12 protein-coding genes are annotated in these 12,717 nt (G+C 71.2%); 7 read left to right on the top strand and 5 right to left on the bottom strand.

Going from position 1 to position 12,717, the window contains the following annotated elements; all coding sequences use genetic code 11:
• The first annotated feature begins 18 nt into the window (after window positions 1–18).
• Window positions 19–888: a helix-turn-helix transcriptional regulator gene (locus tag ACFQRJ_RS14365; protein ID WP_377019878.1), complete on the top strand. Its 870-nt coding sequence runs from the start codon at window positions 19–21 to the stop codon at window positions 886–888.
• Between the two features lie 26 nt (window positions 889–914).
• Here the strand turns inward: ACFQRJ_RS14365 and ACFQRJ_RS14360 are convergent, their stop codons facing one another.
• Window positions 915–1,817 (bottom strand): oxidoreductase, encoded by a 903-nt coding sequence (locus ACFQRJ_RS14360; RefSeq protein ID WP_377019877.1) that lies wholly within the window; start codon window positions 1,815–1,817, stop codon window positions 915–917.
• Between the two features lie 194 nt (window positions 1,818–2,011).
• Here ACFQRJ_RS14360 and glyA point away from each other — a divergent pair, with 194 nt between their 5' ends.
• From glyA to ACFQRJ_RS14345, 3 genes are read left to right on the top strand one after another with little or no spacing between them, the layout of a single operon-like run.
• Window positions 2,012–3,280, top strand: a complete 1,269-nt coding sequence (gene glyA, locus ACFQRJ_RS14355) for a serine hydroxymethyltransferase (RefSeq protein ID WP_377019876.1) — start codon at window positions 2,012–2,014, stop codon at window positions 3,278–3,280.
• A 37-nt stretch (window positions 3,281–3,317) separates the two neighbouring features.
• Window positions 3,318–4,217 (top strand): bifunctional methylenetetrahydrofolate dehydrogenase/methenyltetrahydrofolate cyclohydrolase, encoded by a 900-nt coding sequence (locus tag ACFQRJ_RS14350; RefSeq protein ID WP_377019875.1) that lies wholly within the window; start codon window positions 3,318–3,320, stop codon window positions 4,215–4,217.
• Window positions 4,214–5,035: an exodeoxyribonuclease III gene (locus tag ACFQRJ_RS14345; RefSeq protein ID WP_377019874.1), complete on the top strand. Its 822-nt coding sequence runs from the start codon at window positions 4,214–4,216 to the stop codon at window positions 5,033–5,035. The genes ACFQRJ_RS14350 and ACFQRJ_RS14345 overlap by 4 nt, the downstream gene beginning before the upstream one ends.
• Window positions 5,036–5,140: 105 nt before the next feature.
• Here the strand turns inward: ACFQRJ_RS14345 and ACFQRJ_RS14340 are convergent, their stop codons facing one another.
• The 4 genes from ACFQRJ_RS14340 to sdhC all read right to left on the bottom strand — a co-directional run bounded on the left by ACFQRJ_RS14340 (window position 5,141) and on the right by sdhC (window position 8,625).
• Window positions 5,141–5,890, bottom strand: a complete 750-nt coding sequence (locus tag ACFQRJ_RS14340; RefSeq protein ID WP_377019872.1) for a succinate dehydrogenase iron-sulfur subunit — start codon at window positions 5,888–5,890, stop codon at window positions 5,141–5,143.
• On the bottom strand, window positions 5,890–7,665 hold the full coding sequence (gene sdhA / locus ACFQRJ_RS14335; RefSeq protein WP_377019871.1) for a succinate dehydrogenase flavoprotein subunit: 1,776 nt from the start codon (window positions 7,663–7,665) through the stop codon (window positions 5,890–5,892). Before sdhA ends, ACFQRJ_RS14340 begins: the two co-directional genes overlap by 1 nt.
• Window positions 7,666–7,777: 112 nt before the next feature.
• Window positions 7,778–8,245, bottom strand: coding sequence for a succinate dehydrogenase, hydrophobic membrane anchor protein (gene sdhD / locus ACFQRJ_RS14330; RefSeq protein WP_377019870.1), 468 nt, complete (start codon window positions 8,243–8,245; stop codon window positions 7,778–7,780).
• A 2-nt stretch (window positions 8,246–8,247) separates the two neighbouring features.
• Window positions 8,248–8,625: a succinate dehydrogenase, cytochrome b556 subunit gene (gene sdhC, locus ACFQRJ_RS14325; RefSeq protein WP_377019869.1), complete on the bottom strand. Its 378-nt coding sequence runs from the start codon at window positions 8,623–8,625 to the stop codon at window positions 8,248–8,250.
• A 279-nt stretch (window positions 8,626–8,904) separates the two neighbouring features.
• Here sdhC and ACFQRJ_RS14320 point away from each other — a divergent pair, with 279 nt between their 5' ends.
• The 3 genes from ACFQRJ_RS14320 (at window position 8,905) to ACFQRJ_RS14310 (ending at window position 12,676) form a co-directional block, all read left to right on the top strand.
• The gene (locus tag ACFQRJ_RS14320; protein WP_377019868.1) at window positions 8,905–10,071 is read left to right on the top strand and encodes a mannose-1-phosphate guanylyltransferase; all 1,167 of its coding nucleotides are present in this window, start codon (window positions 8,905–8,907) and stop codon (window positions 10,069–10,071) included.
• A gap of 29 nt (window positions 10,072–10,100) precedes the next feature.
• Window positions 10,101–11,342 carry a M20 family metallopeptidase gene (locus tag ACFQRJ_RS14315; protein WP_377019867.1) on the top strand — a complete coding sequence of 414 codons (1,242 nt, stop codon included), beginning with the start codon at window positions 10,101–10,103 and terminating at the stop codon, window positions 11,340–11,342.
• A gap of 215 nt (window positions 11,343–11,557) precedes the next feature.
• The gene (locus tag ACFQRJ_RS14310; RefSeq protein WP_377019866.1) at window positions 11,558–12,676 is read left to right on the top strand and encodes a BMP family protein; all 1,119 of its coding nucleotides are present in this window, start codon (window positions 11,558–11,560) and stop codon (window positions 12,674–12,676) included.
• Window positions 12,677–12,717 lie beyond the last annotated feature (41 nt).

Below are 12,717 nucleotides of genomic sequence, written 5' to 3'. Positions count from 1 at the left end.
CGGCGCACAATGGAGAGCATGACAGCTGCGATCCATTCCCTCGGCGCCCTGATCCGCACCTGGCGCGAGCGCCTGTCTCCTGCGGCCGCCGGGATCGCCTCGAGCGGGGCGCGACGCACGGCGGGGCTGCGCCGCGAGGAGCTCGCACTGCTGGCCGGGGTGAGCGTCGACTACCTCACCCGCCTCGAACAGGGACGCGCCTCGGCGCCCTCGGGACAGGTCGTCGACTCCCTCGCGCGGGCCCTGCAGCTGGACGAGGACGAGACCGCGGTGCTGTTCCGCAGTGCGAACCTGCTGCCGCCGGGCGGGGGCCGGATGGACGAGCGCGTTCCCCCGGGCATCGAGCGGATGATCGAACGGATGGCGGATCTTCCCCTGGCCGCCTTCGCGGCCGACTGGACCATGCTGCGCTCGACCCCCGCGTGGACAGCACTGTTCGCCGGTGTGATGGAGGCCGACGCAGAGCCTCTGAACCTCGCTGTGGCCACGTTCCTCGGGCGCGGAGGCGGCCCGACCCCGGCCCGGCACGAGGACCACGAGGCGCTGGAGGAGGCTCTGGTGGCGGACCTGCGCCGCTCCGCCGCCGAGTACGGGGAGGATCCGCGCTTCACCACTGTCGTGAAGCGCCTGCGGGACGGCAGCGAGCGTTTCCGGCGGCTGTGGGACGACGGCCGGGCCACCGCGCACCGCAGCATGCGCAAACGACTGGTCCACGACGTGATCGGTCAGGTCGATCTGGACTGTGACGTCCTGAGCGTCCCGGGCTCGGACGTGAAGCTGATCGTCTACTCGGCCGACCCGGGCAGCGAGGACGCCGAGGCTCTGGCCCGGCTCAGCACGACGGCGGGCGGCGCCGGGGCCGTCACGCCCCTGGTCGCCGCCCGCTGACGCCCCGTGCTCGGAGGCCCAGGTCCTCAGTGCCCCGCCGGTGCCTGCTCCACCTCCTCGAGGGTGGCCATGTCCTCGGCGTCGAGGGCGATGCTCCCCACGGCGAGGTTCTCCTCCAGGTGAGTGACGGAGCTGGTGCCGGGGATCAGGAGCATGTTCTCGTACGAGGCCAGCAGCCACGCGAGCGCCACCTGTGCCGGTCTCGCCCCGTGCTTGGCGGCGACGGCGGCGAGACGCGGTTCCGCGGCGATCTTCGCCGGCCCGCCCGTGAATGCCGAGCCCAGCGGGAAGTACGGCACGAAGGCGAGATCCAGCTCCCGGGCGGCCTCGAGGCTGTCCTGGCCGGAGCGGTCCAGGATCGAGTACGGGTTCTGCACCGAGACGACCCCGGCGATCTCCACCGCGCGCCGCACGACCTCGGCGCCGACGCTGGAGATCCCGATCTGCGCGATCGTGCCCTGGTCCCGCAGGCGCACCAGAACCTCCAGCTGGTCCTCGAGAGCAGGCTGGTCGAGCTCCGGGGCGTCGAGGTCGAACCGTCGGAGGTTGACCATGTCCATCCGGTCGACCCGCAGGCTGCGCAGGTTCTGCTCGACCTGCTCGACGAGCTGCTCCGGCCGGCCGGCGGGCAGCCAGGCGCCCTGCTCGTCCCGCTCGGCACCGATCTTGGTGACCAGGCGCAGGTGGTCGGGGTAGGGGTGCAGCGCCTCGCGGATCAGGTCGTTGACGACGTCGGGCCCGTAGAACTGGGCGGTGTCGAGATGGTCCACGCCGAGCTCGACGGCTCGCCGCAGCACGGCGCGCGAGCGTTCCGGGTCCGCGGGCGGTCCGAACACGCCGGGGCCGGCGAGCTGCATGGCGCCGAAGCCGATGCGGGAGACGGGGAGGGTGCCGAGGTGGCCTGTGGTGGTCAGGTGCGGTGTTGTCATGACCACGATCCTTCGCCAGGGGCGGAGCGCGGACCAGGACCTGCTGTTCCGGGGGACCAGCAGGGCCACCCGGTCGCCCATGCTCGCCCGCGGCGGGCGCCCGCTCCCCGGGCGTGGCGTCGGGTATCGGCCCCAGCTCTTAGGATGGGGGCGCGGTCGCCGTGCCGCCCGACCCCGACCTTGCAGGAGGCCCTGTGAACGCCCTCGACCAGTCCCTCGCCGAGCTCGACCCGGACATCGCCCAGGTGCTCGATCGCGAGCTCGGCCGTCAGCAGCGCACGCTCGAGATGATCGCCAGCGAGAACTTCGTGCCGCGGGCGGTGCTGCAGGCCCAGGGTTCGGTGCTGACCAACAAGTACGCCGAGGGGTACCCGGGCCGGCGCTACTACGGCGGCTGCGAAGAGGTCGACGTCGCCGAGCAGATCGCGATCGAGAGGGCGAAGGCGCTCTTCGGCGCCGAGCACGCCAACGTCCAGCCCCACTCGGGTGCCACCGCGAACGCGGCGGTCATGCATGCTCTCGCCCGGCCGGGCGACAAGCTGATGGGGCTCTCCCTCGCCCACGGCGGTCACCTCACCCACGGGATGAAGATCAACTTCTCCGGCCGCCTCTACGACATCGTCGCCTACGAGGTGGATCCGGCCACCGGGCGCATCGACATGGACCGGGTCCGTGAGCTCGCCCTCGCCGAGCAGCCCAAGGTGATCGTCGCCGGCTGGTCCGCCTACCCGCGCCAGCTGGACTTCGCCGCCTTCCGCTCGATCGCGGACGAGGTCGGTGCCGCCCTCTGGGTCGACATGGCCCACTTCGCCGGACTGGTCGCCGCGGGGCTGCATCCCAGCCCCGTGCCCTACGCCGACGTCGTCTCGACCACGATCCACAAGACCATCGGCGGGCCCCGCTCCGGCATGATCCTGTCCACCGAGCAGTGGGCCAAGAAGATCGACTCCGCCGTGTTCCCCGGCCAGCAGGGCGGGCCGCTCATGCACGTCATCGCCGCGAAGGCGGTCGCGCTGAAGGTCGCCGCCTCCGACGAGTTCGTCGATCGCCAGCGCCGCACCCTGGAGGGGGCGCGGCTGATCGCCGACCGCCTCCAGGCCGCCGATACCCGCGAATCCGGCGTCAACGTGCTCTCCGGCGGCACCGACGTGCATCTCGTGCTCGTCGACCTGACTCAGAGCGAGCTCGACGGTCAGCAGGCGGAGGACCGCCTCCACGAGGTCGGCATCACCGTCAACCGCAACGCCGTGCCCAACGACCCGCGCCCGCCGCGGGTGACCTCCGGCCTGCGCATCGGCACCCCGGCCCTGGCCACCCGAGGGTTCGGCGCCGAGGAGTTCTCGGAGGTCGCCGACGTCATCGCCCTGGCGCTGACCGGTGGCGCGGACATCGACTCCCTGCGCCGGCGCACCGGCGCCCTGGCCGACGCGAAGCCGCTGTACGCCGATCTCCAGCAGTACTGATCATCATCCCGCGAGAGAACCGACCAAGGAGCTCCCCATGACGGCGCAGACCCTCGACGGCAAAGCCACAGCGACGGCGATCAAGGAGGAGCTCACAGGCCGCGTGGCGCGGCTCGTCGAGGCCGGGCATCAGCGACCCGGCCTGGCCACGGTCCTGGTGGGCGATGACCCGGGCAGCGCCGCCTACGTGCGCGGCAAGCACCGCGACAGCGAGCAGATCGGCCTGCACTCGATCCAGAAGCAGCTGCCCGCCGACGCCACCCAGGCCGAGGTGGAGGCGATCGTCGACGAGCTCAACGAGAACCCGGCCTGCACGGGGTACATCGTCCAGCTCCCCCTGCCGGAGCAGATCGACACCGACGCGATCCTCGAGCGGATCGATCCTGCCAAGGACGCCGACGGTCTGCATCCCATGAACCTCGGCCGCCTGGTGCTGAACGCCTACACCCCGATCCACACCCCGCTGCCCTGCACCCCGCGGGCCGTCATCGAGCTCGTCGAGCACTACGGCATCGATCTGCGCGGCAAGGACGTGGTCGTCGTCGGCCGCGGCGTCACCGTCGGCCGCTCGATCGGGGCGCTGCTGACCCGCCGCCAGTACAACGCGACCGTGACCCTGTGCCACACCGGCACCCAGGATCTCTCCGCTCACCTGCGGCGGGCCGACGTGATCGTCGCCGCCGCCGGTTCCGCCCATCTCGTCGGCCCCGAGGACATCAAGCACGATGCCGTGGTGCTCGACGTCGGCGTCTCGAGGCGCGAGGACCCGGCAGGTGGGAAGGCGAAGCTGGTCGGCGACGTCGACCCGGCCGCGGCCGAGGTCGCCGGCTGGCTCAGCCCCAATCCCGGCGGCGTCGGCCCCATGACCCGTGCGCTGCTGCTGAAGAACGTCGTCGAGGCGGCTGAGCGAGCCGCCGGGATCGAGGAGACCGCATGAGCCTGACCATCGCCACCGTCAACGTCAACGGTCTGCGCGCCGCGGCGCGCAAGGGCATGACGGACTGGCTGGCCGCCACCACGGCCGACGTCATCACTCTGCAGGAGGTGCGCGCTCCCGGCGAGCTGCTGGCAGGCCTGGTGGGGGAGGACTGGAGCGTGATCGGGGAGGCCTCGGAGCTCAAGGGCCGCGCCGGCGTCGCCATCGCAGCTCGCACCTCGTTGTCGACGATCGATCTCGAGGCCGTCCGTCCGGGCCTGCCCGGGCTCACCGAGCCGACGCACACGGGGCGCTGGCTCGAGGCCGACCTCGAGGACCCCCTGGGCGACGGCAAGGACCTCACGGTCATCTCCTGCTACATGCACTCGGGCAACGTCGAGAAGCCGCAGACGATGACCGACAAGTACGCCTTCCTCGACGTGATGATGGAGCGCCTGGCCGCGCTGCGGGCCGACGGCCGCCACGTCGTGCTCACCGGGGACATCAACATCGCCCACACCGAGTGGGACATCAAGAACTGGAAGGGCAATCTCAAGTCCGCCGGGTTCCTGCCCGAGGAGCGCGCCTACCTCGACCGGCTCACCACGGAGCTGGACTGGGTCGATGTGCACCGCCGGGTCCACGGCGATGGCCCGGGGGCGTACACCTGGTGGTCGCAGCGCGGGAAGGCGTTCGACAACGACGCCGGCTGGAGGATCGACTACCAGCTGGCCACGCCCGAGCTCGCCGCGCGCGCCACCTCCGCGCAGGTCGACCGCGCTCCGAGCTACGACACCCGCTGGAGCGACCACGCGCCCTTGGTGATCTCCTACTCCTGACCCGCCCCTGACGGCCGAAAAGCGCCCCACCGGGAGATCTCCCCCGGTGGGGCGCTTCGGCGTGGCGCGGCGAGGTCGCCGCGGAGGCGACCGGGAGCCGACGGCTCAGACGCGGCCGCGGATCACGGCCTGCTTCACCTCGGCGATCGCCTTGGTCACCTGGATGCCGCGCGGGCACGCCTCCGAGCAGTTGAAGGTGGTGCGGCAGCGCCACACGCCCTCCTTGGAGTTGAGGATCTCCAGGCGCTGCTCGCCGGCGTCGTCGCGGGAGTCGAAGATGAACCGGTGGGCGTTGACGATCGCGGCCGGGCCGAAGTACTGCCCGTCCGTCCAGAACACCGGGCACGAGGACGTGCACGCCGCGCACAGGATGCACTTGGTGGTGTCGTCGAAGCGCTCCCGCTGCTCGGCGGACTGCAGCCGCTCGCGGCTGGGCTCCTGGCCACCGGCGACCAGGAACGGCATGACCTCCTTGTAGGAGTCGAAGAACGGCTCCATGTCCACGATGAGATCCTTCTCCACCGGCAGCCCCTTGATGGGCTCGACGGTGACGGGCTTGTCCAGATCGAGGTCCTTCAGCAGCGTCTTGCACGCCAGGCGGTTGCGGCCGTTGATCCGCATCGCGTCGGACCCGCACACACCATGCGCGCAGGAACGGCGGAAGCTCAGCGAGCCGTCCACATGCCACTTGATCTCGTGCAGGGCGTCCAGGACGCGGTCCGTGCCCTGCATGGTGACGGTGAAGTTCTCCCAGTGCTCGCCCTTGTCGTCCTCCGGGGTGTAGCGCGCGATGCGCAGGGTCACCTCGAACGTCGGGATCTCCTCGGCCTGAGGCTTCTCGGCGACAGCAGTCATCAGAACGTGCGCTCCTTCGGCTCGTAACGGGTGATCACGACGGGTTTGGTGCCCAGGCGCACCGTGCTGCCCTCGGACCCCTCCTCACCCGGCAGGGTGCGGTAGGCCATCGTGTGCTCGAGGAAGTTGACGTCGTCGCGGGTGTCGTGGTCCTCGCGGAAGTGGCCCCCGCGGGACTCCTTGCGGTGCAGGGCGCCCAGGGCCACGACCTCCGCGAGATCCAGCAGGTACCCCAGCTCGACGGCTTCCATGAGGTCCAGGTTGTAGCGCTTGCCCTTGTCCTGGATGGCCACGGTCTCGTAGCGCTTCTTCAGGGCGGCGATGTCCGCGAGAGCCTTCCGGCAGGTCTCATCGGTGCGGAAGACCTGAACATTCGCGTCCATGGTCTCCTGCAGCTCCCGGCGGATGTCGGCGACGCGGTCCTCCGTGGCCGGCCGGTCGCGCAGCCGCTGGATCAGCTCGAGGGTCGGCGTCTCGGCGTCCGGCGCCAGCTCCGGGAGGTCCACGGTGCCGGCGTGCTCCGCGGCGGCGATGCCGGCACGGCGGCCGAAGACGATGATGTCCAGCAGCGAGTTGGTGCCCAGGCGGTTGCCGCCGTGGACGGAGACGCAGGCCGTCTCGCCCGCGGCGTACAGCCCGGGGACCACGTCGGTCGCGTTGCGCAGCACCTCGCCGCGGATGTTCGTGGGGATCCCGCCCATGCCGTAGTGCGCGGTGGGGAAGACCGGCACCGGATCCGTGTACGGCTCCACCCCCAGGTAGGTGCGGGCGAACTCGGTGATGTCGGGGAGCTTCGCATCGATGTGCGAGGGCTCGAGGTGGGTGAGGTCGAGGTAGACGTAGTCCTTGTTGGGGCCGGCGCCGCGGCCCTCGCGCACCTCGTTGGCCATCGCCCGTGCCACCACGTCGCGCGGGGCGAGGTCCTTCAGCGTCGGGGCGTAGCGCTCCATGAAGCGCTCCATCTCGCTGTTGCGCAGGATGCCGCCCTCGCCGCGGGCGGCCTCGGAGAGCAGGATGCCCAGGCCCGCCAGACCCGTCGGGTGGAACTGGAAGAACTCCATGTCCTCCAGCGGGATGCCGCGGCGCAGGGCCATCGCGGGCCCGTCGCCGGTGAGTGTGTGGGCGTTCGAGGTCGTCTTGAAGACCTTGCCGAAGCCGCCGGAGGCGAACACGACCGACTTGGCGCGGAAGACGTGGACCTCGCCGGTGGCCAGCTCGTAGGTGACCACGCCGGAGGCGCGCACGCCCTCGTCGGTGCGGGGGTCGCCCGTCATCAGCACGTCCAGGACGTAGTACTCGTTGAAGAACTCCACCTGCTGCTTGACGCAGTTCTGGTAGAGGGTCTGGAGGATCATGTGGCCGGTGCGGTCCGCGGCGTAGCAGGAGCGGCGCACCGGGGCCTCGCCGTGCTCGCGGGTGTGGCCGCCGAAGCGGCGCTGGTCGATCTTCCCTTCGGGGGTGCGGTTGAACGGCAGCCCCATCTTCTCCAGGTCCAGCACCGCGTCGATGGCCTCCTTGGCCATGACCTCGGCGGCGTCCTGGTCGACGAGGTAGTCCCCACCCTTGACGGTGTCGTACGTGTGCCACTCCCAGTTGTCCTCCTCGACGTTGGCGAGGGCGGCGCACATGCCGCCCTGGGCCGCGCCGGTGTGGGAACGCGTGGGGTAGAGCTTGGTGACGACGGCGGTGCGGGCGCTCTTGGAGGCTTCCAGGGCGGCGCGCATGCCGGCGCCGCCGGCACCGACGATCACCACGTCGTAGTTATGGGTCTGCATGTCGGGTGACTGCTCCGTTTCGGGGTCGACCGGGTGGGACGTTCTGTGACGGGGGCGGCGAAGGAGAGGGGTGGCGCGGCCGGGGGCCGGTCAGCTGCCGGCGGGTGCGGGCTCAGCCCTCGCAGATGGCGGGCAGCAGGCTCGGCTCGGCGCCGGCGGGGCACGGATCGAAGGTGAAGATCACCAGCGTGCCCAGGATCAGCGTGACGACGACCGCGAAGTACAGCAGCCCCTTCAGGGTCAGCCGCAGCGTCGAGCTGCGCGCGTAGTCGCTGATGATGGTGCGCACGCCGTTGCCGCCGTGGAGCAGGCCCAGCCACAGCATCAGCAGGTCCCAGACCTGCCAGAACGGGTTGGTCCACTTGCCGGCGACGAACGCGAAGTCGATGCCCTTGACGCCGAGACCGAGCCAGAGGTTCACGAACAGGTGGCCGAAGATGAGGATGACCAGCAGCACGCCGGAGACGCGCATGAACAGCCACCACATCATCTCGGAGTTGATGCCGCGCTGACCGGTGCGCTGGTAGCGGGTGCTGGGATCCGGGATGGCGGTCGCGGAGGACGCGGGAGGAGTGGTCATGATCAGCCTCCGAACATGTGCATGAGGTGACGGGGGACGAAGCCGGCCATGAGCACGACCCAGAGGACCACGACGGCCCAGAACATGCCGCGCTGGTGAGCGGTGCCCTTCGCCCAGAAGTCCACGAGGATGATCCGCAGACCGTTGAGCGCGTGGAAGACGATCGCGCCGACCAGCCCCACCTCGCCGAGGCCGAACACGACGGTCTTGTAGTGACCGATCACCTCGTTGTACGCCTCGGGGGACACCCTGACCAGGGCGGTGTCCAGGACGTGCACGAGCAGGAACAGGAAGATGAGCATTCCCGAGATGCGGTGTGCGACCCAGGACCACATGCCCTCGCGACCGCGATAGAGCGTCCCGGATTGGGCGGATGCCACGGAGATCCTCCAGAAGCGTCGGACGGCGCCGGGAGGCGGGATGCATGGCCGCGGAGGTGCGGCGCGTGGGCGGCGGGGAACGGATCCCGGGCCGCCTGCGCGGAGTTCGGTGCGCCCGCGAGGGCGACCGTTTCACGACACGGCGACATCATCATCGCCCCCGACAGGGGCGTGGCCAGCCTAGCACTATGACGTGCACTTTCTGTGCACCGCAGGGGTGCCCGACGGCGTCGCGGGCCGCTCGCCCGGGCGCGATGCGGACCGCTATACGCTGGCCGTATGCGCCAGGCTCCCTTCGTTCCCGTGGTCCCGGCCGGCGGAGCCGGAACGCGACTGTGGCCGCTCTCACGTCACGCGCGCCCCAAGTTCCTGCTCGACCTGACCGGCAGCGGCGACTCGCTGCTGCAGCAGACCCTGCGGCGGCTCGCGCCGCTGGCCGATCGCGCCCCGATCGTCGTGACCGGGGCGGACCACGCGACCGAGGTGGCGCGCCAGATCGAGCAGCTCGGGCGGAGCGCGCCGACCGCGGGGGGCGCGCGCGTGGTCGCCGAACCCGATCCGCGGAACTCCATGCCCGCGATCGCCCTCGCGGCGGCGCTCGTGGAGCGGGAGCAGCCCGATGCCGTGCTCGGCTCCTTCGCCGCGGATCACCTCATCACCGACCAGGACGCCTTCGCCCGCACGGTCGCCGCCGCGCGCCGCGCCGCCGAGCTCGGGTACCTGGTCACCCTCGGCATCGAGCCCACCCGCCCGGCGACCGGGTTCGGGTACATCGAGCAGGGGCCGGCGACCGACCCCGCCCTGCAGGCGGCCGGAGCACACCCGGTCTCCCGCTTCGTGGAGAAGCCCGACGGGGCCCGGGCCGAGCAGTTCCTGGCCGCCGGCGGCTTCTTCTGGAACGCCGGCATGTTCGTCGTGCGTGCCCGGGTGCTGCTGGACGAGCTGGCCGCGCAGATCCCCGGTCTCGCCCGCGGTGCCCGGGAGATCGCCGCCGCCGACGGGACGGGGGAGTTCGACGAGGTCCTCGCCGACGTGTGGCCCCGCATGACCAGCATCGCGATCGACCACGCCCTGGCCGAGCCGCTCGCCGCCGCCGGGAAGGTCGCCGTGGTCCCGGCGCCGTTCGACTGGGACGACGTCGGGGACTTCGCGGCCCTGGCCCGGCAGCTGCGTCACGACGGGTCCGGGGAGCGCCCGACGGGGGAGGGGGACCCGGCCGGCGACGCCTCCGATGTCCGGGTGCTGGGAGGAGCGAGCGTGGACGCGATCTCCTCCACGGCGACCGTGTACGGTTCGACAGATCGCCACATCGCCTTGGTCGGGCTCAAGGGCATCAGCATCGTCGACACCGAGGATGCCCTGCTGGTGCTCGCGGACGAGCAGGCCCAGTCCGTCGCGCAGCTCGTGGGCCGGCTCGGCGAGAACGGCTTCGGGCACCTGCGGTGAGGCCGCGCTGACAGAACAGGGGAGTACAGGTGGAGCAGTCTGAACAGACGGCGGGCACGGCCCGGCAGCCCTCGGTGCTGGGCCCGGACGGACTCATCGCCCGGACGATCCAGGAGCACGCCGACGACCTGCGCGACGTGCGCCGGCATCTCCACCGCCACCCCGAACTGTCCCACCAGGAGTACGGGACCACCGATGTCGTCGTCCGGCGGCTGTCGGACCTGGGGCTGAGCCCGCAGCGCATGCGCGGCACCGGCGCGATCTGCGACATCCCCGGCAGCGATCCCGATCTCCCGCTCGTCGCGCTGCGCGCGGACATGGACGCCCTGGGCATCCCGGAGCTGTCCACCGTCTCCTACCGCTCCACCGTCGAAGGCGTCTCCCACGCCTGCGGCCACGACGTCCACGTCAGCGCCGTCCTCGGCGCCGCCACCGCCCTGGTGCGGGTCGCCGAGGCGGGCGCTCTGCGCCGCGGGGTGCGGCTGATCTTCCAACCCTCGGAGGAGCGCCATCCCTGCGGAGCGCTCGAGCTGATCGGTCAGGGCGTCCTGGAGGGCGTCGACTCGATCTTCGCGCTGCACTGCGATCCCGGGGTCGACGTCGGCCACATCGGTCTGAAGCCCGGCCCGATCACCTCGGCCACCGATCCGGTCACGATCCACGTGCGCGGCGCCGGCGGCCACACCTCCCGGCCGCACCTCACCCAGGATCTGGTCTACGCGCTCGGCTCGATCGCCACCCAGCTGCCGGCCGCTCTGACCCGCCGCATGGATCCCCGCTCGGGGGTGAACCTCACCTGGGGCAGCATCCACGCCGGCTCCGCCTTCAACGCGATCCCCAGCCACGGCACCCTCGAGGGGACGCTGCGCTGCCTGGACCACGACGCCTGGGACCGGGCCGAGGAGCTGCTGGAGACGGTGCTCGCCGACCTGGTGCGCCCCTGGGGCGTCGAGGCCCGCGTCACCCATGACCGCGGCGTGCCGCCGGTCTCCAACTCCGCCTCCAGCGTGATGGTGCTCGGCGCGGCCGTGGCCGACGTGCTGGGCCGCGAGAACCTCGATCCCACCGCCCAGTCCCTGGGCGGGGAGGACTTCGCCTGGTACCTCGAGAAGGTCCCGGGGGCGCTCGCCCGGCTGGGCACGCGGACCCCCGGCGGGCGCACCTATGACCTCCACATGGGCGACCTGATGATCGACGAGCGCGCCATCGGCATCGGTGCCTCCGTGCTCGCCGGCGCGTGCGCGCGGCGGGACCTCGTCGGCGGGCCCTGACCCGCGGCCAGGCCGGAGAGTTTCCCGCCGATTCACCTCGAGGCCATACCGGCGTCATCCGCGTCGATTTCATAACGGTTGATGCACGGACCCCGCCCGGACCGCCCGCGCGGTCACGGCACGGCTAGGGTCCGAACCGGACCGCGACAGCGCTGTCGCCCGAGACCCGTGCCGGACCTGCCCGGCCCGACCCTGCATCCCCACCGGAGGAATCCATGAAGAGCATCACGCGTGCGCTCGCCCTGACCGGCGCCGGCGTCCTGACCCTCGCCGCGTGCGGCACCGCGCCCGAGGAGAGCGCCGGTGGCAGCGGCGGCAGCGACGGCGGAGGGGCCGCCAGCGACTACAAGGCCTGCATGGTCTCCGACTCCGGCGGCTGGGACGACAAGTCGTTCAACGAGTCCAGCTACAACGGCCTGCTGGCGGCCGAGGAGGACCTCGGCATCGAGAAGGCGACCGCGGAGTCGACCAGCGATGCGGACTTCGTGCCCAACATCAACAACATGGTCACCGAGGGCTGCGACCTCATCATCACGGTCGGGTTCCTGCTGGCCCCGGCCACCGGCGCCGCCGCCCAGGAGCACGAGGACATCAACTTCGCCACCGTCGACTCCACCGCCCAGGACGCCGACGGCAACCCGATCGAGCTGGAGAACGTCAAGCCGCTCGAGTTCAACACCGCCGAGGCCGCGTTCCTGGCCGGCTACCTCGCCGCCGGCACCACCGAGACCGGCAAGGTCGCCACCTACGGCGGCGTGGACCTGCCGACGGTCACCATCTTCATGGACGGCTTCGTCGACGGGGTCGCCCACTACAACGAGACCCACGACGCCGAGGTCGAGGCGCTGGGCTGGAACAAGGAGACCCAGGAGGGCTCCATCGTGGGCACCTTCGAGGACCAGTCCAAGGGCAAGGCCGTCTCCGACGAGTTCTACAGCGCCGGGGCGGACATCATCATGCCGGTCGCCGGGCCCGTGGGCGCCGGCACCCTCGCCTCCGCCAAGGAGGGTGAGGGCCGCAAGGTGATCTGGGTCGACAGCGACGGCTACGAGACCAACTCCTCCGATCCCGAGGCCCAGTCGCGCATCCTCACCTCCGTCATGAAGGAGATGACCACCGCGACCGAGGACGTCATCACCGGCGCCGCCGAGGGGAGCTTCGACTCCACCCCGTACGTGGGCACCCTGGAGAACGGCGGCGTGGGCCTGGCGCCGTACCACGACTTCGAGGACGAGGCCCCCGAGGAGCTGACCAGCGAGATCGAGGCCCTCACGCAGGACATCATCGACGGCACCGTGGTGGTCGAGTCCGCGGCGACGCCCGAGGGCGCCTGACCCGCTGATCCTCACGTGACCAGCCCGACGCAGGCGGTCCC

Origin of the sequence: Brachybacterium sp. GCM10030252, from assembly GCF_042666535.1 — a bacterium.
Lineage (GTDB): Bacteria > Actinomycetota > Actinomycetes > Actinomycetales > Dermabacteraceae > Brachybacterium.
The sequence above is the reverse complement of the archived record's forward strand: the minus strand, read 5'-3'. Positions and strand labels throughout refer to the sequence as shown.